Source organism: Herbaspirillum seropedicae, from assembly GCF_001040945.1.
GTDB lineage: Bacteria > Pseudomonadota > Gammaproteobacteria > Burkholderiales > Burkholderiaceae_D > Herbaspirillum > Herbaspirillum seropedicae.
Genome location: NZ_CP011930.1, coordinates 3,886,992 through 3,909,795, shown reverse-complemented (window position 1 = coordinate 3,909,795; position 22,804 = coordinate 3,886,992). Strand labels below are relative to the sequence as shown.

Annotated in this window: 16 protein-coding genes and 1 pseudogene; 3 read left to right on the top strand and 14 right to left on the bottom strand. The window is 58.3% G+C overall.

Translation table 11 applies throughout. The features are described from left to right. Positions 1-3: 3 nt before the first annotated feature. From ACP92_RS17025 to ACP92_RS16960, 14 genes and pseudogenes are all read right to left on the bottom strand, one after another. Positions 4-1,087: pseudogene (locus ACP92_RS17025) on the bottom strand (DUF6708 domain-containing protein). Between the two features lie 8 nt (positions 1,088-1,095). Next, positions 1,096-2,172 (bottom strand): DUF6708 domain-containing protein, encoded by a 1,077-nt coding sequence (locus ACP92_RS17020; protein WP_013235354.1) that lies wholly within the window; start codon positions 2,170-2,172, stop codon positions 1,096-1,098. A 59-nt stretch (positions 2,173-2,231) separates the two neighbouring features. Beyond that, positions 2,232-3,308, bottom strand: coding sequence for a DUF6708 domain-containing protein (locus ACP92_RS17015; RefSeq protein ID WP_013235353.1), 1,077 nt, complete (start codon positions 3,306-3,308; stop codon positions 2,232-2,234). Between the two features lie 3 nt (positions 3,309-3,311). Then, the gene (locus tag ACP92_RS24665; RefSeq protein WP_048348601.1) at positions 3,312-5,825 is read right to left on the bottom strand and encodes a T6SS effector BTH_I2691 family protein; all 2,514 of its coding nucleotides are present in this window, start codon (positions 5,823-5,825) and stop codon (positions 3,312-3,314) included. Further along, positions 5,822-6,715, bottom strand: coding sequence for a DUF4123 domain-containing protein (locus ACP92_RS17005; protein ID WP_041311054.1), 894 nt, complete (start codon positions 6,713-6,715; stop codon positions 5,822-5,824). Before ACP92_RS17005 ends, ACP92_RS24665 begins: the two co-directional genes overlap by 4 nt. A gap of 17 nt (positions 6,716-6,732) precedes the next feature. Beyond that, positions 6,733-9,207: a type VI secretion system Vgr family protein gene (locus tag ACP92_RS17000; protein ID WP_013235350.1), complete on the bottom strand. Its 2,475-nt coding sequence runs from the start codon at positions 9,205-9,207 to the stop codon at positions 6,733-6,735. A gap of 416 nt (positions 9,208-9,623) precedes the next feature. Continuing rightward, positions 9,624-10,661, bottom strand: a complete 1,038-nt coding sequence (locus tag ACP92_RS16995) for a DUF6708 domain-containing protein (RefSeq protein ID WP_013235348.1) — start codon at positions 10,659-10,661, stop codon at positions 9,624-9,626. A gap of 9 nt (positions 10,662-10,670) precedes the next feature. Next, a complete protein-coding gene (locus ACP92_RS16990) occupies positions 10,671-11,747 on the bottom strand; it encodes a DUF6708 domain-containing protein (protein WP_013235347.1) in 1,077 nt (358 codons plus the stop codon). A 14-nt stretch (positions 11,748-11,761) separates the two neighbouring features. Continuing rightward, on the bottom strand, positions 11,762-13,999 hold the full coding sequence (locus ACP92_RS25240) for a T6SS effector BTH_I2691 family protein (RefSeq protein ID WP_048348600.1): 2,238 nt from the start codon (positions 13,997-13,999) through the stop codon (positions 11,762-11,764). A 9-nt stretch (positions 14,000-14,008) separates the two neighbouring features. Further along, complete coding sequence (locus ACP92_RS16980) at positions 14,009-14,821, bottom strand: carbohydrate ABC transporter permease (protein ID WP_013235340.1); 813 nt, start codon at positions 14,819-14,821, stop codon at positions 14,009-14,011. Beyond that, the gene (locus tag ACP92_RS16975) at positions 14,809-15,687 is read right to left on the bottom strand and encodes a carbohydrate ABC transporter permease (protein ID WP_013235339.1); all 879 of its coding nucleotides are present in this window, start codon (positions 15,685-15,687) and stop codon (positions 14,809-14,811) included. The genes ACP92_RS16980 and ACP92_RS16975 overlap by 13 nt, the downstream gene beginning before the upstream one ends. Before the next feature lie 76 nt (positions 15,688-15,763). Next, on the bottom strand, positions 15,764-17,035 hold the full coding sequence (locus ACP92_RS16970; protein ID WP_041311052.1) for an ABC transporter substrate-binding protein: 1,272 nt from the start codon (positions 17,033-17,035) through the stop codon (positions 15,764-15,766). A gap of 329 nt (positions 17,036-17,364) precedes the next feature. Next, on the bottom strand, positions 17,365-18,744 hold the full coding sequence (locus tag ACP92_RS16965; protein ID WP_013235337.1) for a sensor histidine kinase: 1,380 nt from the start codon (positions 18,742-18,744) through the stop codon (positions 17,365-17,367). Then, positions 18,745-19,413: a response regulator gene (locus ACP92_RS16960; RefSeq protein ID WP_013235336.1), complete on the bottom strand. Its 669-nt coding sequence runs from the start codon at positions 19,411-19,413 to the stop codon at positions 18,745-18,747. 267 nt (positions 19,414-19,680) lie between these two features. Between ACP92_RS16960 and ACP92_RS16955 the strand changes: the two genes are divergently transcribed. From ACP92_RS16955 to ACP92_RS16945, 3 genes are all read left to right on the top strand, one after another. Beyond that, positions 19,681-20,742 (top strand): ABC transporter substrate-binding protein, encoded by a 1,062-nt coding sequence (locus ACP92_RS16955; protein WP_013235335.1) that lies wholly within the window; start codon positions 19,681-19,683, stop codon positions 20,740-20,742. Positions 20,743-20,807: 65 nt separating this feature from the next. Then, positions 20,808-21,821: an ABC transporter substrate-binding protein gene (locus tag ACP92_RS16950; protein WP_013235334.1), complete on the top strand. Its 1,014-nt coding sequence runs from the start codon at positions 20,808-20,810 to the stop codon at positions 21,819-21,821. A 142-nt stretch (positions 21,822-21,963) separates the two neighbouring features. Further along, positions 21,964-22,791, top strand: coding sequence for an ABC transporter ATP-binding protein (locus tag ACP92_RS16945; RefSeq protein WP_013235333.1), 828 nt, complete (start codon positions 21,964-21,966; stop codon positions 22,789-22,791). Positions 22,792-22,804: the final 13 nt, after the last annotated feature.

Sequence of the window (22,804 nt, the reverse complement as noted above, 5' to 3'; positions counted from 1 at the left end):
CTTTCATTTGAGGAGGGGTGGGGTGTCTTGTGCCCAGAGCAGAGCGTTGGCGGCGGGGTCTTTTTTGCCGTGCCAGTTTTTCATTTCTCGTTTGTCGCCGTTGGGATACTCGTTGCGATCAATGGCATGTGTTGTCTCCGCCCAACCTGCCGGAGTGCGCCCTGACGGTTGATCGAAAGGATCGTCGGTTTCAATGGCACTGAGCTTGGCCACTGCGTCAGGCCAGATTGGATCCCGGCAAGTCCAGAGTGCCAGAAGGCGGTGACTGGTCTCCATCAGAACGAACGGTATGATTAACAGCCGAAGAAAGATCGGACCGATGCGTACGTCAAAACCACCGATGCAAAAAAGGAAGCTCTCTGCTCTGTCTTCCCGCTCCTTGAAGTAGAGTCGCGGCGATGGCAATTCCCCCGGGGCCTTGATTCATGTACCGGCACCAATAGTTCCATTGGGCTAGTAGACCCTCCAATCCTTCGTGCTCCTGCCAACTCCGGCCGATGGAAAAAGCACGTATGACGTTACCGTTTTGATCGACCTCATAGCATCGAATATGGTAGACACGTCTGAAATGAACCATGCCGTAGTGGATGCAGAAAATGGAACTGTCATTCCAGGGAACTTCCCATGTGACATCGCCCTGGCCTGGTTTTGCAAAGAACCGGCGGCGTCGGATGGCGTAGATCTTTTTATCTTTCCGATGAAAGCGGATAGGACGGCGGCGCAATGAAAAGAATTCGTCTCGCCCATGCTTGAAGGTAATCCGTGCGTAATGTATCGATGTGCCGATGGCGATACCGAAGATGACAACCGTCCCTATGTCCAGGTCTGGTACGGAGTTTGAAAAAAGCCATATTGGAGCCACCGCGAGAATTACCGAAGTAAAAGCGAAGATCAGTACTAAAAAGACTTGATCTTGCCGATACATATATGGCTGATCCGTCACATCCATGTAAGTGGAGTTGATTCGGAAGATGGTGCCGGCATCTTGGCATTCGGAACTGACTGGTTTCTCGATGGGCAGGCGGTGCCTCAAATCCCATTCAGGAACAGGCTGGCCGACTTTATAGGGGAACGCACGTTCATCCATGGGAATTCCTAATTTCGTGGAGGAATGTCTGCAGCCCAAAGCAAGGCATTCAGAGCAGGATCTTTTTCACCGCGCCATGTTTCCATTTCACACTTTGGATCGTGGGGATATTGCTCACGTTGTTTCGCAAGCACGGTGGCTCCCCAACCGATGGGTGTATTGCCGTTCGGTTGATCGTAAGGATCGTCAGGTTCAAGTACGCAGAAATCTTCCACTGACTTTGGCCAGATAGGATCACGGCAGGTCCACATCGCCATGAGACGATGACTGGTTAGAACTAGGATGAATGGCATCATCGCAATTCGGTACGAAGCGCTGGCTCGCAGGCCGAAGTCGTACAAGCAAAAAAGGAAACTCTCCTGGGTATTTTCGCGCTCGCTGAAGAAGAGCGGCGGCTTGGGTAATTCAGCCGGACCTCGATTCATATACCAGCACCAGTAATTCCATTGAGAGAGCAAACCTTGGAGGTTTTCCTTGGCTTCCCACTTTCGACCGAGCGCAAACGCTCGCACAACCTTGCCGTCTTCATCTAATTCGTAATGTCGAATGTGATAGGTATTCTGGTGGTTGGATGTTCCCCTATGAATACAGAAAATCGAATGTTCATTCCAGGGAATTTCCCAGGTGACGTCTCCTTGACCTGGCTTGGCGAAGAATCTCCGACGACGGACGGCGTAGATTTTTTTCTCTTTACGATTGAAGCGGATAGGACGTCGCTTCAATGCGAAGAATTCGTCGCGTCCATATTTGAAGGCGATAAACGCTAAGGCGGACAGCGCGAATACAACGATGAAGATCGTCAGCATTGGAATGCTTTGACGCGTGATGAGGGAATGGCGTACTGCGCTTATCGAAAACGAGAGAAATGCAGCGATGCCGATGCAGGCAACGAGCACCCCACCGGCTTGCCACTGCCTATCCATGTAGGGTTGATCAGTGACGTCCATATAAGTGGAATTGATTCTGAAGATCGTGCCGGTATCTTTGCATTCAGGGCCAACAGGCTGGTCAATGCTTAAGCGATGCTGCCAATCCCATTCTGGAATTGGCTGGCCTTTTTTGAATTGGAATATGCGTTCGTCCATTCTTGCCCCACGTCGTTCTGGTTCCCGCCTTTGCGAGATACGTTTTTTTTGCCGATGCTTTAATGTTCAGGAGGAACGTCTTTGGCCCAGAGTAGAGCGTTAACTGTAGGATTCTTTTCTCCACTCCAGTTTTTCATTTCTCTTTTGTCGCCATCGGGATATTCGTTGCGATCAATGGCATGTGTTGTCTCGGCCCAACCTACCGGAGTGGGGCCCGAAGGTTGGTCGAAAGGATCGTCAGGTTCAATGGCGCTGACCTTGACAACAGCGTCAGGCCAGATCGGTGCGCGGCAAGTCCAGAGCGCCATCAAGCGGTGACTGGTCATCAGAAGAATGGCCGGCATCATAATGATGCGGTAGGCTGCGCTGGCGCGCATACCGAAGTCATACATGCAGAATAGAAAGCTCTCCAGCATGTTCTCTTTTTCCTTGAAGAAGAGGAGGGGCTTGGGTAACTCCGCAGGGCCGTGATTCATGTACCAGCACCAGTAGTTCCATTGCGAGAGAAGATCTTCCAGGCTTTCATCACCTTCCCATTTTCGACCGATCGAGAATGCACGCAATACATTGCCGTCCTGGTCAACCTCGTAGTGTCGAATATGGTAGACGTGCCGGTGATGGACCACGCCGCGATGGATACAGAAGATGGCGTTTTCATCCCAGGGAACTTCCCATGTGATATCGCCTTGACCCGGCTTGGCGAAGAATCTGCGACGGCGGATGGCATAGATTTTTTTCTGTTTTCGATCAAAGCGGATAGGACGGCGTTTCAATGAGAAGAATTCGTCTCGACCGTATTTGAAGGAAAAAAATCCCAACATTGAAATTGCTGCCATTACTAAGAAAATTGACATGATCGGATCGCTATCAGGATTGTTGCTTGAGTTTTGCATGACGCTGGTGCCATAAAAAAGTGATGCAGCGATTCCCAGGAGAAAGGTGAGCACCCCAGCAGCCTGCCATTGACGATCCCGATAGGGTTGATCTGTAACATCCATGTAACTGGAATTGATTCTGAAGATCGTAGATGAGTCTTTCCGTTCAGGACCAACAGATCTTTGAATATGGAGACGATGTCTTAGGTCCCATTCAGGTATGGCTTGGCCTGATTTGAATTGAAATATACGTTCATCCATAGGTCATCCTCCCGTCGCATCGTTAAATGCTTTCAATTGCATCTCAAAGGAGTTGTACTTTTCACCGGTTGAAAATTCGCAGCGGGCCACCCAATTCTTTAATGCGCTGGCGTTGTAATAAGCTATTGCGATTCCTACCACGAAAGAAAAAATGAAGAGAGGCCAAGCTATTGCGCCTATCGAGAAATAGATCGCGGCCGGGAGCACTATTCCCAATATTCCATTGATGAAATATAGATCGGATAGCCTTTCGTCCCCGGCCTTATTGGCATTTGATGAGTTGACCAAGATGTCGTAGAAACCTGCCACGACTCCTGCGAGAGCCCCGAAAAATCTAGCTCCTTTTATTATTCTTTCTAAAGCCTTTTCGCTCACCGCCCATTGCCTCCGAATAAACGCTCCCAATGGATGCTCCATCGCTGGGTCAGCGCTTACCGCTGCAATTTCTACAATGGTCGCTGTCAGGCTGACGATTGCCAGCGTTACTTTCAAGCGTGTTTCTAGCCGGTTGAATTGATCGTTGTTCGCAAGATCTTTCGTCGCAAATGTGAGAGCCACCATCTGTACGATCATGGTCACCACGCCAAGCTTGAAATCACGCGGTGATCCAGACCCAAGCCACTTCTGCGCCATGGCAACGCCAGGAAGGCCAATGCCCTTGATGCTTCCCGGTGCGATGCGCCCTTCCTTTTCAAGTTTGGCGATATCCAACTCGTAGGCGATGAAGCGCTGACCCACCTTAGCTTCCTTGACTTCCTTGCGTACGCGGGCTACCTCTTGGCGGGCGTCTGCTCTGGTTTGCTGTCGACGTGTCTCAAGTTTGATACCCTGTTCGCGTGCCTGAGAGAGAGCCCAGTGCACCACGTCTTCACTTCTCATGTCGCTGATCTTGATGGCGGCACCACCGAGCAGATGAAGGTGGATTCTCCCCAGTCCTCGCGCCAGGACATTGCTGTTTTCACTGATGGCCTTTGAAACTACATTACCTGTTGTCAGCGCCAAACGATCAATCAGTTGCTCCTCAATCATCGGATCGTGCAACCGCTCAACAGCACCCTTGTAGACGTTGAGGATGTTCTCGAACTGGATATCGCTGCCCTTGAGCTGCGTCTCAGTCGCGGCGATGATATCGGCCTGATTGAACAGCAGGGCGCGGCCATACAAGTTGCGCCGGTCCTTGAGATCGTCGCTGGAGATCCATCGCGTAAGCTGCTCAATACATGGCTTGGAGCAAGCGGCCTTGCCGATGCATTGCGACATTGATTCGCTGTAAGCATAACCACTGCGGATATCGGCATCGTCATGAACGCCCTCCATCCAGTTCGCTAATTGCTCGCTCTTGAGCCAGCCAAGATGCGCCATCACCAGCTGTAGAAAGCGCGGTTCGAATTCCCTGAGTGCGGCTTCGTACTGCGCGGGAAACTCCTCGATTCGTTTCATGTCCAGCGTCGGCTTGTCATTGTCATGTGTCAGGTCATACCATGCCTCGTCTTCAGCGGCCTGCATGCGGCCGGCCTGATCTTCCCCATACTTTTTCCGCTTTTCCCTCTGCTTTTCGGCATAGCGTCCGGGGCCGCCCGCCTTAATCATTGCGAACACGGTCTTCGCACTGTTGTAGGTGTCGCCATCAGGATGGTTGGCCGACATCTCCGCAACCTTGTCGCTGAACTCGACGTCTTCCCGAGCCTGCTTGCGCACGCTTTGCTCGGTGATCGTCAAAAGGTCGGCAATCATTTTTGACTGATGCATCTTTTCATCGAACCCGGCCTGCAAGTCCGGCATCGTCAATTCACTCAAGTCGTTGGTCATTCCGACCGGATCATTGAGCGCGGCAATGTAACCTTTGTGATGCGGCCCGTGCTCCGCCATGATCGCCTTGAAACGCACGGCAGTGGCGAGCTTGCGTGTCTCGGATTCAATGGGCGTGTTGCTGAAGGCGTAGGCCTTTTTCATGGCGGCTTCGTCCGCTACGAAATGCGCCACCTTGTCCGCACTCGCGTTGAACTCGCCGGTATGGACCGCACTGCCTGCCAGCATCGCCGGGATATCGATGCACTGCATGTGCTTCTTGCGCCAGCCCGCGTCACTGACCTTCTTTAGCAAGGCCTTGGTCCATTGCACATTGGACCAGCCGATCCAGAAGTTGCCGGCCGGGTCGGACGCCGTGTGGGGGATGTCGACGCAATAGGCGCGCACCAGCTCGCCTGGATCGGTGCAGGCAAAACGGAGCTTCGCCGGATGGGGCGGGTTGTACTCCAGCGGATAGTGCCAAAGGTGTCCGGTCGGCATGACCACATAAGCCTTGAGCCGTCTGCGCTTCTCGTCATAGGTATAGAGATAGCCAGGACGCAGCGCCCGCAAGCTGTATTTCGCCGCACCGGCAGACTGCGGTGCGCCCTCGATCTTGAAATTGCCGGAAAGCCCCGGTACTCCTGCCGCGCCATAAGGACTGGCCACGGCATAGCGCACCGGATAGATCAGCAAGCCTTTCTTGTCGCAGAAATTGCATCCGTTCATCGTGCTGCTCCTGTGGTAGGGGAAATCAGATGACGCACAGCGTCCATCTGCCGATAATCATCCGGACCGAGCCGCTGGAGCAGGGCGTTCCAGCTGAGCTCGCCACTGGCCAGCGCAGGCCAGGCACCATGCAGTGGGGGATGGTCCAGAAAAGCGCTGCCATAGCGCAGGCAATGTAAGGCGTACTCCGTCAGTTCACCGGGGTCGGTGAGCTTGAGTACCTTTCGTGCGCGCATCAAGGCCGAATCGCCGCGCCGCAGATACAGCAGGATTTCCGGCGGCGTGCACGCGGCCAGCTTCTCCGGCAGCTGCCGCAGGACCCTGTCGAGCACATCGCAGTGCGCCAGGCTGTGCCACTGGCTGGCGTCGGGCCAGGCCGGCCGACTACCGCCAAGCACGTCGACCTCCTCGCCCGGCCCGGTGACGCTCCACCAGTGGCCGCTCCAGGGAAAGCGCCACTGCGTGACCGGCCCCAGCAGGGCGCGGGTTTGTTCGTCAGAGAATAATTGCAGGGTTAGTGCCAGCACGCGTGGGTCGTAATAGCGCCAGTAGATCTGGCGGTCCTCCACGCCGGGGCCGATCAGGAAGCGTGTGACGCTGCGCACGAGGCGCTCGGGATCCGCTGCGCTCTCCAGCCAGGCACACAGGATGGGAGGCTCTTCTGCATGGGGCGCACTGCGCAGCGCTGTGGTCATCCATTGCTGCTGGTCGGCAGTGAGCGTGGCCATGTCGATGAGCCTGGGCGTCAGGTCATCCGCGTCCTTGATCCGCCCGACTTCGCACACGTGCATGGGCAGTTCGTGCAAGGGCGAGCGCGGATCCAGATTGGCCGGTTCCACCAGCACCTGGCCATGGGTGATGACCTCATCGGGAAACGAAATGGCTTGCATGCGTTCTCCTCGCACAATCAGGACAGCACAACACTGGCGCTGCCGGACTGCGCCGCACCGCTGGCGCGCGCAGGGCAGAGCCGTGAACCGGGGAATTCGGCGGGCCTGCCCTGCGGGCCCAGGGTTTGGTGATCGGCGGCATGGACGTGATGCGCGCCTTGCGTAAAGCCGGTGATGCCCTCGGCAATCACCAGTTCGCTGCCCCCTCCATTGAGACGGATGCCTTTCTTGGCCTTGAGATTGATCCAGTCGCGGGTGCTGATGATGTCCACCACCTTTTGCGCGAGGAGCTCCATGCCATCGTTCTGCGCCTGGATCTCGACCCGTCCGCTGGCCGCGATGAGCTTGGCGCCGAGCCGATAGGCCAGCAGCGACAGTTTTTCGGCGGCGCTGGCAAAGAAGGATTTGCCGGCAGCCAAGGAAATGTGGCTGCCGGCAGTGAGGGCGGCATGTTCAGCGCTGGCCAGGTGGGTGGACGCGCCTGAACTGGCCTCGATGCCGCTAGGGCTGGAGAGAACCAGATGCGGTTCGGTCAACTCAGGGAAGCGACCGCCCTTGGCGGCTCCGTCACCTTTGATAGCATCGTTTTGTGCTTTGATCGCCTGTGCAGCATCGTACTGATCGGCATTTTTGTCTTGTGCCTCGTGTTCCTGGGCCAGCTTGCTCAGACTCTCCACGGTGCCGCGCGCCTGTGTGAGGCGGGCGACGGTTTCACCTATGTCGGTGGTGTGTCTATGTGCCTTTGGCCGCGGCTCGCTGGTGAGTAATAGGCCCTGTGCGGCACGGACAACACCATGGGCGTCCGTGCGTAACTCGAAGCCTTCGCCCCTGGCGTCCTGCCGACCGGCATGGCGTTCGATGCGGGTGATATGGCCCAGCGCCAGCTGGCTGTCGAAGGCATCGCTGCGCACCTGTGTCTGGATGGCCTCATGGGTGTCGTCGAAGAGCACATGGCCGGATCGTCCGCCAGGTGCGTTGCCCGTCCGGGGCGCCAGTTCGCGGCTGCGCATGCCGGACAAGGCCGACTGGGAAGGCAAGGTCCAAGGCGGCATGTTGAGCTGATTCACCACCGAGCCGGTAATGATCGGGCGATCCGGATGGCCGCCTAGCCACTGCACGATCACCAGTTGCCCGATCCGGGGGACGGACACAAGGCCCTGCTCGCCACCACTCCAACTGCTGGCGACCCGCAGCCATGCTGAGCTGCGTTCATCGTTGCGGCCGATCTGGTCCCAGTGGAACTGCACCTTGACCCGGCCATACTCATCCACATGGAGGTTTTCTCCGGCGGGACCGACGACGGTGGCGGTCTGTATGCCGAGCAAGGCGGTCGGCTGACTGTAATAGCTGCGACCAGGACGCCACGGGATGCGTTTGCGCACGCAGCGCACGCGGTTGGCATAGAAAGGTGGTGTTTCCGAGTCCTGCAGATAATTGTTGGTCGCACTGTGCTCCACGCTGATGATCAGCAATTCCGGATCCCGGTCGTGGTCATGCGAGGCCGCCGATCCCGAAAAGTGTCCTGTCAGGCGGAAGGTCCGGCCCGGCTGGAGAAAGCGGCAATTGCCCGTGCCCTCGAACACCTGCGCCGCGGCCTCGAACTCCTCCATGCGCAGGCGACTTTGGCGGTCGCCGTCGTCACGATTGGCGAATCCGTAGGCGCCTGCATATTCATAATGTTCTACCTGTAGTACCGCGCCTTGCTTGTTCAGTGTCGGTACTTCCACCTCTTGTGGCCGCGCCGCCTTGAAATCATAGCTGGAGAGGCGTGTGCTGGAGGGTTGGAACTGGCGCACCGCAGACCATTGGGCCATGCCATCTTCCTCGATGGCGCCGCCATGGCGCTGGAAGGGGACTTGACCTGTTCCATCGATCGGTTTGGCATAGGTCGAATCATCCGACAGTCTCAATTGATGGCCGTCCGCCTGATGTTCGTAGTGGTAATGCCAGCCCGCGTCCTCCCAGCGGCGATGCAACAGGTTGCTGTCGCTCTCGTCGAACTGAAACATCTCGGTGCGAACCGGATCACCATGGCGGAGCTGACAGTCCCATCGGGCATGCATGGGATAGGCACGAAAGATCGCTGCACTCAGACCTTCCAGGCTCAGGTGATGGAAGATGCGATTGTTGTGGCGTGAAGCCAGGAACGCTAGCCAGGGCACCAGCCGGGCCTCATAGAAGGCGATGCCGCCATCGCTGCGCAGGAAGGCAAAGCGCTCGACATAGCCGGTGAAATGGCGCTGCGTGCCGTCCGCGCGGGTCAGCGCCACACGCAGCAGCTTGCCCATCATGGCGTCCAGCGGGATGTGGGCGTCATCGCTGAGCAGTTCGAGCGTGTACACGTAGTCGCGGCTAAGGGCCTCGCTGGCCTCGAGCCGATTGATCAGCAGTTCGGCGTCGGGGGCGTCGTCATTGATGAAGAAGAGTTGCAGGATGCGATTGTGCTGGCGCTGCCGGGTGAGCTTGTCCCAGCGGGTAGTATGGGAATGCATGCGTTTCCTTCTGCGGGAAAAATGGATGTCCCGAGGAAGGCGGTGAAGACTTCAGCAGGCCGGATCGGGAAGCGCAGATGTTGCATGAGGATCTGCATGAAGTCTGTTGAATTGCTTCGATAACTGCTTTGTTTTTCTTTCTTTCGTGGAGCCGATCGCTCCTCAGTAGTGAATCGACATCACTGCTGGGAGTGGGTCGCAGAGTCTTTGTGTCCTGGGTCAACAGCTTGTTCGATACTCAAGCGATGTTGCAGATCCCAATTAGGAATGGGTTGGCCAACGTTGAATTGAAATACGCGTTCATCCATTCTCGAATTCCATTTTTTCGAATACGCCATCGTTAATGCTTGTGCGACCTAGAATGCCCGATGAAGAACTAATTTTTTGGTGGAACATCCTTAGCCAAAAGGAGCGCGTTAAGAGCAGGTTTTTTTTTCACCCGTCCAATTTTTCATTTCTCTTTTGTCACCGTCGGGATACTCGTTACGTTCAAGAGCAAGAGCCGTTTCCGCCCAACCCACTGGCGTGTCTCCCCCGGGCTGATCGAATGAGTCGCCGGGGTCGATGATGCTGATTTTGGCGACTGCCTCAGGCCAGATGGGATCGCGGCAGGTCCGCAGTGCCATGAGGCGGAATCCGGTCATTAGCAAGATGAACGGCATCATGGAGATGCGATAATTTGCGCTGGCGCGCATGCCGAATCCGTACATGCAGAACAGAAAGCTCTCCAGGCTGTTCTCCTTCTCCTTGAAGAACAACAAAGGCTTGGGTAATTCTGCTGGACCATGATTCATGTACCAGCACCAGTAGTTCCATTGGGCGAGGAGATCTCCCAGACTTTCCTCATCTTCCCATTTTTTACCAATTGCGACTGTACGTGTGACGTTGCCGTCATGGTCAACCTCGTAATATCGAATATCGTAGAAACGGCGGTGATGGGCCACACCACGGTGAATGCAAAAAATGGCATTTTCATCCCAAGGAATTTCCCATGTAATATCGCCTTGGCCCGGCTTGGAGAAGAATCGCCGTCGGCGGATGGCATAGATTTTTTTTTCTTTGCGATTGAAGCGTACGGGGCGGCGGGTTAGTGAAAAGAATTCGTCGCGACCATATTTGAACGCCATATATGTGACGCGAATCAATGAGCCGATTAATGCGCAGTAGACAGCAACTACCCCTATGCTAATCGTCGGTACAGGAATTAGGACAATCCTTATTAATGTCACAGCGAATAATGCTGAAAAGAAAGCGGCAATGAATACCCCACCCGCTAGCCATTGCCGATCTTTAAATGGCTGATCCGTAACATCCATATAAGTCGAGTTGATTCTAAAGATGGTTGCGGTGTCTCTGCGCTCTGAACTGACCGGCTTATCGATGGGTAGACGATGTCTAAGATCCCATTCTGGAATGGGCTGTCCGAAATTGCTCGGGCACGCTCGTTCGTCCATGGAAATATCCTAATACCGGGGAGGAATGTCTTCAGCCCAAAGCAAGGCATTCCGGGCCGGATCTTTCTGACCGCGCCATACCTTCATGTCGCTCTTCGGGTCATAGGGGTATTCGCCTCGCTCGATGGCCTGCGCGGTTTCTCCCCAGCCTGTTGGTGTTCCGCCCCTCGGTTCATCGTAAGGATCGCCAGGTTCGATGGTGCTGAGTGCCTCGATGGCCTGTGGCCAGACGGGGTCGCGGCAAGTCCACAATGCCATGAGGCGATGACTGGTCATCAGCAGGACGAACGGCATTACCGAAATACGATAAGCGACGCTGGCGCGTGTGCCGAAGTCGTAGAGGCAGAACAGGAAGCTCTCCAGCGCGGTTTCGTGTTCTTTGAAGTAGAGCGGCGGCCTGGGTAAATCGGCTGGTCCGTGATTCATGTACCAGCACCAATAGTTCCATTGCGATAGTAAGCCTTGAAGATTTCGTTTACCTTCCCACGTCCGGCCAATCGAGAAGGCACGAATGACGTTGCCGTCTTGGTCTACTTCGTAGTGCCTTATATGGTAGCTGGGCCTGTAGTTGACTATCCGTTTGTGGATGCAGAAGATCGCGTTCTCGTTCCATGCAATCTCCCATGCGAAATCACCTTGGCCCGGCTTGGAAAAAAATCGGCGATGACGGATCGCATATATTTTTTTCTCCTTTCGGTGGAATCGGATTGGGCGGCGTTTCAATGCGAAGAACTCATCCTTGCCGTACTTCCAAGTCAGATACGCAAAGGTGGCGGAACTAGCCAGAAGTACTAACCAGACTATTGCCAAGGTGAAGACAAACTCTCTCGGTGGATGGATCAACATATAGCCGATGAGCCCCAATGGGGCGGCAACGCCGATGCAGGAGGTAAGGACTCCACCTGCGTGCCACTGCCTATCTCTATATGGCTGATCGGTAACATCCATGTACGTGGAATTGACTCTAAACACCGTGCCAGTATCTTTACATTCCGGAGCGACTGGTTCGTGAATAGATAGCCTGTGTTCCAAATCCCAAGCAGGAATCGGGGCGCCAGCCTTATAGGAAAAGATGCGTTCATCCATAAGTCAAGTTCCGGCTATCCGTTGAAGGCCTTAATTTGGTCCTCGAAAGAACTATATTTTTCTCCAAGAGAGAAATCACATCGGGAAATCCAAGTCTTTAGCTGACTGTTGTTAACCAAAGCGAGGGCGATTCCTACGGCAAAGGATATAAGTAGAAGCGGTGCCCATATGGATGTGATTGCATAATAGGCTGCCAAGGCGATGCCTATTCCTAATATCCCGTTCAGCACATACAGCGCCATAAGAAGGTAGTTTTCGTCTTTGAATTCTTGCGGAGCATTAAATACGAGGTCATAAAGTTCTGCTAAGACGCCAGCTACCATTCCGGCTTTACGAGCACGTTTTAGGATAGTGCTAACGAGTTCTGCGTCTACCGCCCACTGGTTCCGGATAAATACTGCCAGCGGGTGCTCCACCGATTTCTCAACGCTTACCATCGCGATCTCGACCATCGTTGCACTCAGACTGATAATTGCCAACGCAGCTTTTGTGCGCGTTTCCCACTGATTGAACTGATCGTTATTGTCCAGATCTGTCATGGCGAATTGCAACGCCGCCATTTGTACGATCATGGTCATGACGCCAAGCTTGAAGTCTCGCGGTGATCCCGATCCAAGCCAATTCTTCGCCGTGGTAACCCCAGGAATACCAATACCCTTGATGCTTCCTGGCGCGATGCGGCCATCCTTTTCAAGAGCGCCGATGTCCAGCACGTAGAAGAAGTGGTTCTGAACTCTGGCCTGCTTGACTGCCTTTCGCGCTTGGTTGCGCGCATCGACTCTGGTTTCCTTTCGGTCTGTCTCCAGTTGTATGCCTTGTTCTTTCGCCTGTGCGATCGCCCATCGCGCTACATCGGTACGGCTCATGTTGCTGACCTTGATGCCGACGCCACCCAATAGCTGAAGGTGAGTCAGTGCAATTGCTCGTGCGAGGGCACTACTGCTCCCACTGATGGCTTTGACAATTACATTGCCTGTGGTCAGCGCCAAGCGATCAATCAGTTGCTCCGCCTGCTTCGGATCGTCCAAGCGCATGACAGCGCCTTTGTAGACATGGAGGATGTTCTCTAACTGGAAGTCGCTACCCTTGAACTGCGTTTCGGTGGCTGCGATGATGTCTGCCTGGTTGAGCAGCAAGGCGCGGACATAGAGATTGCGTTTGTCTTGAAGATTGCCACTGGAGATCCAACTGGCGAGTTGATCAATACATGGCTTTGAACAGACGGCCTTGCCGATGCATTGCGACATGGATTCGCTGTAAGCATAACCACTGCGGATGTCCGCATCGTCATGAACACCCTCCATCCAGTTGGCCAATTGCTCGCTCTTGAGCCAGCCGAGATGCGCCATCAGCAGTTGCAAAAGTTGCGGTTCAAATTGCTTGAGCGCAGCATCGTAGATCGCCGGAAAGGCTTTCATCGCCGCTTCGTCCAGCGTCGGTTTTCCATTGTCATGGGTCAATTCATGCCAGGCATCATCAGCCGCCGCCTGCTGGCGTCCGGCCAGGTCCTCGCCGTATTTCTTGCGCTGTTCCTGGAGCTTCTTCTCATGACGGTCTATCCCGCCCAGCTTGAACATGGCACCCAAGGTCTTCAAGCCGTTGTAGATATCGCCATCCGGATGGTGCGCCGAGGCTTCTGCAACCGCATCGCTGAAGACCACTTCCTGGCGGGCCTCTTGGCGTACGTGGTGCTCGGTCAGCGCGAGCAGGTCAGCAATCATCTTGCGCTGATGCAGCTTCTCATCGAACCCGGCCTGTAGATCCGGCATCGTCAATTCACTCCAGTCGTTGGTCATTCCGACCGGATCGACGATGGCCCCTTCGGCAAAGCTGACGTTGTCCGGCAGGCGGTAGGTGAAGGCCGCCGGATGCACCACGCTGCCGGTCAGGCAGCCATGGATGGGAGGCGTGGCCCAGAAACGCACCGCAGGGTCGAGGTTGTACATGCCGCGCAGCGTGGCCGGCGAATCCAGGCGCGGGATGCCCGGCTCCATGCAGACGCGGTCGCCGACCTTGAGGTGGCTGACTGCGCTGCCCACTTCGATGACGGTGCCCGAGGCTTCATGGCCCAGCACCATTGGCGCTTCCACCTTGAAGGGGCCGATGCTGCCATGGGTGTAGTAGTGCAGGTCGCTGCCGCAGATGCCCACGGTGTGGATGCGGATGCGCACATCCTGCGCGCCCATCTGTTGCGGCAGGTCGATCTCGCGCAGCTTGAGTTCGCGGGTGGCTTCGAGTACGAGGGCTTGCATGGGATCTCCTTATTTTCCTTTGAGCATGGAATTCAACAGTCGGCTCAGCACGCCCACAAAGATCAGGGGCGGCAGCGCCAGCAGCACGGTGGAGGCGTTGATGACGCCCCAGGGCACTTCCTGCCCCATGGAGGTAAAGGCCGACGCCACCACCGGCAGGGTGGCGCTGTTGGACGAGGTCAGCGCCAGGGCGATCATCAGTTCGTTCCAGACCAGCACGAAGCTGAAGATGATCCCGCCCAGCAGGGTCGTGGCGCAGTTGGGCAGGGCGATCTTCCAGAACACCGCATAGGGACCGTAGCCGTCCAGGGTGGCCGCTTCCTCGATCTCGCGCGGCATGCGCTGGAACACCGGGATCGACAGCCAGGTGATGGTCGAGAGCGTGGTCAGCAGGTAGGTCACGATCATGGAGAAGCGCGTGTCATACAGCCCCAGGTCCACCCAGATGGCGATCAATGGAATGGCCACCGCTACCGGCGGCAGGAAGCGCAGCGAGAGCAGGAAGAACTGGATATCGCGCTTACCCGGCACGTGATAGCGCGCAATCACATAGGCGGCCGGCACGCCCATGAAGGTCCCCAGCAGCACGGCGCTGCCGACGATGACGGCGCTGTTGGTCAGTCCCACCAGCACTTCCGGACTGCCGATGACCTGGCGGTAGTTCTCCAGCGTTGGCGTGAAGAGAAAGCGCGGCGTGGGCGTGACGATATCCAGCAAGGTCTTGACCGAATTGAGCAGCGCCCACAACAGCGGAAACACCGCCACCAGCACCAGCACGATGCCCACGCCCCAGACGGCGCAGCGTGTGATCAATCTTCCCATTTGCTCACCCGTTTCCAGATCAGGGTAAAGATCAGCGTAGTGGCGATCATCATCAGCACCGCCATGGTCGAGGCGTACGAGACCTTGCCCGACAGCCCGATACCTTGGGCATAGGCATACATGTCCAGCGTTTCGGTGGCCACGCCGGGACCGCCCTTGGTCATCACGTAGATCAGGTCGAAGGAGCGCAGCGACTCCACCATCTTGATGAAGACCAGGCTGATCAGCGGCCCCTTGAGCATGGGCAGGGCGATATAGGCGTAGACCTGCCAGGTCCGTGCATAGTCCAGCCGGGCCGCCTCCAGCGGTTCGGGCGGCAGCGTCTCCAGCAACTTCAACACGATCACCGCGAAGAACAGGCCCCACTGCCAGATATCGACCAGCGCCACCGCATACAGGGCCAGGGCCGGGTCGGACAGGAAGGCCGTGTCATGGATGCCGACCAGTCCCAGCAGCCAGCCCAGGATGCCGGTCAGCGGCGAATACATGAACTTCCAGATGAAGGCCGCCGAGACGCGCGGCAGCAGCACCGGCGTGATCAGCAGCACGCACATGGCTTGCCGCCATTTGCCATGGACGTTCTCGAACAGGTAGACGGCGATGGCGATGCCGACGATGACTGCACCCAGCACCGTCACCACCTCCCAGACCGCCGAGACTTCGATGGCATTGAGAAAGCGCCGGTCCGACATCAGCCGTTCCAGATTGCGCAGCCACACATAGTCGCTGTCGGGGTAGCGCAGCACGCGGTTCTTCAGCGCCAGGTTGATCGCCGCCACGGTCGGCACCAGGCCCAGCACCAGCATCACCAGCAGTGACGGTCCCAGGAACAGGTAGGGCAGCGAGGTCTTTCCACGATTGAACATGCAGGACTCCGGAGGCCGCCGTGGTCCGTGACGGGACCAGGGCGGCTACATCGTGTAGGGCGAATGGGGAAGGAAATTATTTACGCGCGTGTTCCATGGCGTCCTGCGCATATTGCGCAGCCTCGTCCAGGGCGCGGGTAATATCCTTCTGCGTGCCGGTAAACACCTCTTCCAGCGCCACACCCAGGTTGTCGCCGATGTCCGGCCATTGCGGGCTGGGCCAGATGGTCAGCTTGGACACCGGCGTGGTGTCCTTCAGGCCAGCCAGGATCTGCGGCTTGACGTTCTTCTGGAAGTAATCGCTCTGGATGGTGCTGCTGCGGTTGTAGTCGCTGAAGACCTTTTCGCGCAGGCGCGCCTGCTCCTGTTCCTTGCCGGTGGCAAAGGCGATGAACTTGCCCGCGGCCTGGCGCGTGCATTCATCCTTGGCGCCCACCGCGGAGATGGCCAGGCCGTGGCCATAGGCCGCCGAAGGCAGCGGCGCCGGCGGGCGGGCATAGCCGACCTTGTCGGCCACGCTGGACTTGCTGCTGTCTTCCATCCAGTCGGCAAAGGGCGTGGACTCGATCATGAAGGCCACCTTGCCCGAGCGGAAGGCTTCCAGCGCATTGCTCCAGTCATAGGTGGCCGCGCCCGGGGGCGCGTACTTGAACAGGTCCGCATAGAGCTGCGTGGCCTTGACTGCCGCCGGCGAATTGAAGGCCGGCTGGTTGTTCTTGTCGGTCCATTGGCCGCCCTGGGCCAGCATGAACGGCGCCCAGCGCCACACATTCATACCCGAGCCGCGCTGGCCGCGCGCCACCCAGCCATAGACGCTGGGCGGCGAATGCAGTTTCTTGATGTCGGCCACCAGTTCGTCCAGCGTGCGCGGTACCGGCAGGCCGGCCTTTTCCAGCAGGTCGCGGCGATAGAAGAGGAAGTCGGAACCGCCGATCAGCGGGGCGAAGTAGGCCACGTCCTTGTAGCTGGCGACGGCCCGGCGACCTGGCAGGAAGTCGTCGTAATCGGCATCCTTGGGAAAATACTTCAGCAGCGGCACGATCCATCCCGCCGAGGCGAACTCGGCCACGTTGGCCTCGTCGACGTAGTAGACCTGGTAGGAGCCCGCCTTGGTGGCGGCGTCCAGGCGCGACTTGGCGCGCCGGTCGTTCTCGCCGAAGTAGCTGATCTCGATGCGGGTGCCGCTGCGCTTCTGGTAATCGGCCAGTGATTTTTCCATCACGGTCAGGCCCAGGCTCTTCTGCGCCAGCACCTTGAGCACGGGGACATTGCAGGACTGCGCCGATGCCACCAAGGGCAGGGCAGCGCCAAGGACGGCGCACGCGGCGCCCAAGCAGATCTTGTTCACGGTTTGTCTCCTGATGTTTTTATCGATCACGCCTGGCGCTTGCGCTGCGGGGGGAGCAGGACAGCAGTCAGGTCGGCCGGTTGGACGGCAGGAGCAAGAGTACGAGGGCAGGGCGTGGCGCTCCACGCCAAAAGCGCGCAGCGGGCTGATACTTTTTGATCGGTTCTTGTGCGGGCTGTGCGTTTTTGTATCGCTGCGCTCTCAAGCGCTGAGATCAGTACGAGGCTATTGACGGACCGTTCGCACTGGGTAGCGGCCGGTGCGCCTTCGATACGGCCCCAAGTGGCCTACTCAGTTCGAACGGTTCGTGGATGTTTTCACCAAGAAATTCAGCTCTGCAATGCCGGCAAGCTCACCGTCGCCACCAGCCCGCTCCCCTGTGCCGGGGCATCCAGCCGTATCGACCCCTGCGAAGCCTGCACGATCTCGCGCACGATGGCCAGGCCCAGCCCCGAGCCGGGCTGGTCCGGCGCGGCATTGCGATAGAAGCGCTCGAACACGCGCTCGCGCACCTCGGCCGGAATGCCCGGGCCATTGTCGCTCACGGTGATGATCATCTGGCTACGCTTCTTCTCCAGCCCCACGGTGACCTTGCCGCCCTCGGGCGTATAGCGCAGGGCATTGTCGATCAGGTTCATCAGCATGCCCATCAACTGGGCTTCGTTGCCGTTGACCATGGCGCTCTCCAGCGTGGTCTCCAGGCCGAGGTCGATGCCCTTCTTCAGGGCCAGTCCGGACAGTTCTTCCAGCACCATCGCCGACACCGCCAGCAGGTCCACCGGCGCACGCGGGAAGGCGCTGCTGTCGGAGGCTTCGGCCTGCGACAGCAGGAGCAGCTTGTTGGTCAGGTCGGTCATGCTGCGGCTGCCTTCCTGCAATGACGCCAGCACCTGCGCCACCCTGGCCGGATCGTCGAGCTGTCGCGCGAACTGGATCTGCGAATCGATCACCGCCAGGGGGGTACGCAACTGGTGCGCGGCGTCGGCCACGAAGCGCTTCTGCACGGTCACCTGGGCGTTGAGGCGGAAGATGTACTGGTTGATCGCCTCCACGATGGGGCGCAGTTCCTGCTGCAGGCCGCCGGCGCGCAGCGGCGTGAGCGAATCTGGCCGGCGCGTGGCCAGCTCATCCTTGAGCGCCAGCAGCGGTCGCAATTCCATGGTCAGGCCCAGCACCACCAGGCTGATGGCCAGCAGCAGCAAGACGATCTGGCGGCGCAGCGAGGCGTGCCACTGGTCATCGATCATTTCCTGGCGGCCTTGCATGGTCTGGCCGACCGACACGGCCACCATGCGCAGGGTGCCTTCGTCGAATAGTGCGCGGATGTAGCTGACCACGCGCAGCGGCTTGCCATTGAAGCTGGTCGTGCTGTAGACCGGGTAGAGCGCCGCGAAATCAGGCGCGGCGGGGAAGTCGGGACGGCCGGCCAGGAGCGTGTCGTCGTCCATCAGCACCTGGTAGTAGACCGCGTCCTGAGCCGGCGAGGCGAACAGTTCCAGCGCCGCCGGCGGCACCGAGACCACCGGCGCGCCATCGTTCCAGCCGACCTGACCGGCGATCATCCGGGCCGAGGCCAGCAGGGCGCGGTCCTGCACCAGGGTGGCGCTGGAAACGGCGTTGTCATAGGCGTCGCTGGTGGACAGGCCCACATACACCGCCATCGGGATCAGCAGCCACCATAGCAGCCGCAGGCGCAGGCTGTCGATCATTCAATCTCTCTGGCGCAGCAGATATCCCAGACCGCGCAGGGTCATGATGGCCGCGCCAGAACGATCCAGTTTCTTGCGCAGGCGCGAGATATAGACTTCGATGGCGTCCGCGCTGGGTTCTTCCGAGAGGCTGAAGACGCCCTTCATCAGCGCGGTCTTGGAGACGGTCTTGCCTTGCCGCAGGATCAGCACTTCCAGCACGTCATGCTCCCGCGCCGGGAGCGCCAGGGTCACGCCGCCCACGGCGAACTGGCGCGTATTGCTGTCATAGACCAGGTTGCCGCAGTGGATCTCGGCGGCTTTGTCGGGGGTCTGGCGGCGCACCAGCACCTTGATGCGGGCCACCAGTTCGCGGATCTCGAAGGGCTTGACCAGGTAGTCATCGGCCCCGGCGCCCAGGCATTCGACTTTCTCGTCGATGGAGCCGCTGGCGGTCAGGATCATGACCGGCACGCCATTGTGGCGCTCGCGCAGGCGGCGCAGCACATTCTTGCCGTGCAGCTTGGGCAGCATCAGGTCCAGCAGCACGACGTCGTAGTTCTCGTCGCGCAGCACCTGGTCGGCGATCTCGCCATCGGCGGCGATATCGACCTTGAACTTGTGTTCCTTGAGGATCTGCTCCAGCCAGTGGGCAAGCTGGGGATTGTCTTCGATGAGGAGCAATTTCATGCGCTAGTCTCGTGTTTTTTGAGGTTCTTTAAGATTCTTTTCCGATTCTCTCAAGATTCTTTTAAGGTTCTTTTGAGGTTCTTTTGAGCTTGTTCCGAGCAGGTTCCGGACTTCTGTTGAAGTGCCTTTTTGTTGCGTTGCAAAGCAAAAAGCCGTTTTTTGGAAAGCTGGATGAAGGTTTCGGCTTCTTAGAATAGGTCCGCAAGTCTACAAGAACTGAAGATGGCGGCCGACCATCCTAGTCAAAATATTCAGGAGATAATCATAATGCGTGACGATTTTTGCGTCTGGCCCGCCCTCAACGGCCGCCTGCGCCGTAGGCTCCTCACCCTGGGCATCACTGTCAGCACCGCTATCACCGCCTGCGCGCTCGGCCTGGCGGCCCCGCAGGCCCGTGCGGCCGACAAGATCATCATCATGGTCGGCGGCATCAACAAGCTCATCTACCTGCCCCCCAAGCTGGCCGAAAGCCTGGGTTACTTCAAGGAAGAAGGCCTGGACGTGGAGCTGCAGTCGCAGCCGGCCGGGGTGGATGCCGAAAATGAATTGCTGGCCGGCGCGGTGCAGGCCGTGGTGGGCTACTACGACCATTCCATCGACCTGCAGAGCAAGGGCAAGGAAGTCACCTCCATCGCCCAGTTGCTGCTGGTGCCGGGCGGCATGGAAATGGTGCGCGCCGACTTGGCCGACAGCGTACGCAGCATGGCCGATCTCAAGGGCAAGACCCTGGGCGTGACCGGGCTGGGTTCGTCTTCCAGTTTCATCGCCCAATACCTGGCCAATCGGGCCGGCCTGAAGGCGGGCGATTATTCGATCCTGCCGGTGGGCGCGGGCAATACCCTGATCGCCGCCATGAAGCAAAAGCGCGTCGATGTGGCCTGGACCACCGAGCCGACCACCTCCATCCTGCTGGCCTCGGGCGCGGCCAAGGTGCTGGTCGACATGAGCAGCGTCGACGGCACCAAGGCGGCGCTGGGCGGGCTCTATCCGGCCTCCAGCCTCTATGTGCATCGCTCCTGGATGAACAGCCACAAGGCCGAGTCGCAGAAGCTGGCGCGCGTCTTCGTCAAGACCCTGCGCTACATTCAGACCCATTCGGCCGAAGACATCGCCGACAAGATGCCCAAGGACTACTACGGCGGCAGCAAGGCCATCTATGTGCAGGCGCTCAAGGCGTCCCTGCCCATGTATTCGCCCGACGGCAAGATGCCCGCCGGCGGGCCCGAACAGGTCCTGAAGGTGATGGCCGGTTTCAATCCCAATATCAAGGGCAAGAACATCGACTTGTCCAAGACCTATACCAACGAGTTCGTGGACCAGGTGAAGTGACTGCTGCGGCCTGCATGAAGAGATCTTAGAATCCGCAGGCTTTCGCATCGATTCCAGGAGGTAACGTGAACAAGCACATCCGCCAGGGCCTGCTGTCCCTGGCCATCGCCAGCACCGTGCTGGCCGGCGCGCCGGCTCCGGCCTGGGCTGCGGCCAAGATCACCATCATGGTCGGCGGCATCAACAAGATGGTCTACCTGCCGGCCAAGCTGGCCGAGCAACTGGGCTATTTCAAGGAAGAAGGCCTGGACGTGGAACTGCAATCGCAGCCGGCCGGCGTGGACGCCGAGAACGAACTGCTGGCCGGTGCAGTGCAGGCGGTGGTCGGCTTCTATGACCACTCCATCGACCTGCAGACCAAGGGCAAGGAAATCACTGCCATCGTCATCCTGGGCCAGGTGCCGGGCGAGGTGGAACTGGTGTCCACCAAGGCCGCACCGCACTTCCAGAGCATGGCCGACGCCAAGGGCAAGACCCTGGGCGTGACCGGACTGGGCTCGTCCACCAACTTCCTGACCCAATACCTGGCCTCGCGCCACGGCATCACCTCCAAGCAGTTCTCGGTGCTGCCGGTGGGAGCGGACAATACCTTCATCGCCGCCATGAAGCAGGGTCGCATCGATGCCGGCATGACCACCGAGCCGACCGCCTCGCAATTGCTCAAGACCGGCGACGCCCAGGTGCTGGTGGACCTGCGCACCGTGGAGGGCACGGTCAAGGCGCTGGGCGGACTCTATCCGGCTTCCAGCGTGTATGTACAGCGCAGCTGGCTCAACAGCCACAAGGAAGACGCCCAGAAGCTGGCGCGCGCCTTCGTCAAGACGCTCAGGTTCATCCAGACGCACACGGCCGAGCAGATCGCCGACAAGATGCCCAAGGACTACTACGGCAACAACAAGCCGCTGTATATACAGGCGCTCACCAATTCGCTGCCCATGTATTCGCAGGACGGCAAGATGCCCAAGGGTGGGCCGCAAACCGTGCTGGCCGTGCTGTCGGGCTTCAATCCCAACGTCAAGGGCAAGCATGTGGACTTGTCCAAGACCTATACGGATGAATTCGTCAATGCCGTGAAATGAGGCGGGACTGGCCGATGGCCAGTCTTCCCGGAAACCATATAAACGATATAAACGATATGCGCCATGATGCGCGCCGGCGCGTCAGGGGCGTACTCCACCCCAGTCAAGTTGAAATCAACCTCAGCCACGAAAGAGCCCCACGATGAATGCGATCAACCAGCACGCCTTCACGCCCGCCGGCCAGGCGGCGCAGGAAACCCCGGCCATCGAATTGCGCAACGTGAGCTGCCGCTTCATCACTGCCGATGGCCGGGCCACGGTGGCGCTGCGTGATTTTTCCATGAGCGTGGCGCGGGGCGAATTCGTCGCCGTGGTCGGCCCCACCGGTTGCGGCAAATCGACCACGCTGTCGCTGATCACGGGATTGCTCAAGCCCACCCTGGGCGAGGTGCGCGTGATGGGGCAGCCGGTCAATGGCATCGATCCGCGCATCGGCTTCGTGTTCCAGAACGACGCCGTCTTCCCCTGGCGCAGCGTGCGCGAGAATGTCGCCGCCGGTCCCCTGTTCCGGGGCCAGCCCAAGGCCCAGGCGCATGCGCTGGCCGATGAATGGATACGCCGCGTGGGCCTGGACAAGTTCGGCGACCACTATCCCCACCAGCTCTCCGGCGGCATGCGCAAGCGCGTGGCGCTGGCGCAGACCTTCATCAACAGTCCCGAGATATTGCTCATGGATGAACCCTTCTCGGCGCTGGACATGCAGACCCGCACCCTGATGCAGGACGAACTGCTGCGCCTGTGGTCGGCCCATTCGGGCTCGGTGGTGTTCGTTACCCACGACCTGGAAGAGGCCATTGCCCTGGCCGACAAGGTCTATGTGCTCACGGCCCGTCCGGCGACCCTGAAGAGCGTCTATCCCATCGACCTGCCGCGTCCGCGGGTGATGGAAGAAGTGCGCTACGAACAGCGCTTCATTGATATCTCGCGCAGAATCTGGGCTGACCTGCGTGAAGAAGTCCATATCGCGTGATTGATCATTGTTG

Coding starts and splice junctions, on each gene's coding strand:
- ACP92_RS16995 (WP_013235348.1), bottom strand. CDS start 10,661: ATGGACGAACGAGCGTGCCCGAGCAATTTCGGACAGCCCATTCCAGAA.
- ACP92_RS16945 (WP_013235333.1), top strand. CDS start 21,964: ATGAATGCGATCAACCAGCACGCCTTCACGCCCGCCGGCCAGGCGGCG.
- ACP92_RS16990 (WP_013235347.1), bottom strand. CDS start 11,747: ATGGATGAACGCATCTTTTCCTATAAGGCTGGCGCCCCGATTCCTGCT.
- ACP92_RS24665 (WP_048348601.1), bottom strand. CDS start 5,825: ATGAACGGATGCAATTTCTGCGACAAGAAAGGCTTGCTGATCTATCCG.
- ACP92_RS17005 (WP_041311054.1), bottom strand. CDS start 6,715: ATGCAAGCCATTTCGTTTCCCGATGAGGTCATCACCCATGGCCAGGTG.
- ACP92_RS16965 (WP_013235337.1), bottom strand. CDS start 18,744: ATGATCGACAGCCTGCGCCTGCGGCTGCTATGGTGGCTGCTGATCCCG.
- ACP92_RS16980 (WP_013235340.1), bottom strand. CDS start 14,821: ATGGGAAGATTGATCACACGCTGCGCCGTCTGGGGCGTGGGCATCGTG.
- ACP92_RS16955 (WP_013235335.1), top strand. CDS start 19,681: ATGCGTGACGATTTTTGCGTCTGGCCCGCCCTCAACGGCCGCCTGCGC.
- ACP92_RS16975 (WP_013235339.1), bottom strand. CDS start 15,687: ATGTTCAATCGTGGAAAGACCTCGCTGCCCTACCTGTTCCTGGGACCG.
- ACP92_RS17020 (WP_013235354.1), bottom strand. CDS start 2,172: ATGGACGAACGCATATTCCAATTCAAAAAAGGCCAGCCAATTCCAGAA.
- ACP92_RS16960 (WP_013235336.1), bottom strand. CDS start 19,413: ATGAAATTGCTCCTCATCGAAGACAATCCCCAGCTTGCCCACTGGCTG.
- ACP92_RS17000 (WP_013235350.1), bottom strand. CDS start 9,207: ATGCATTCCCATACTACCCGCTGGGACAAGCTCACCCGGCAGCGCCAG.
- ACP92_RS17015 (WP_013235353.1), bottom strand. CDS start 3,308: ATGGATGAACGTATATTTCAATTCAAATCAGGCCAAGCCATACCTGAA.
- ACP92_RS25240 (WP_048348600.1), bottom strand. CDS start 13,999: ATGCAAGCCCTCGTACTCGAAGCCACCCGCGAACTCAAGCTGCGCGAG.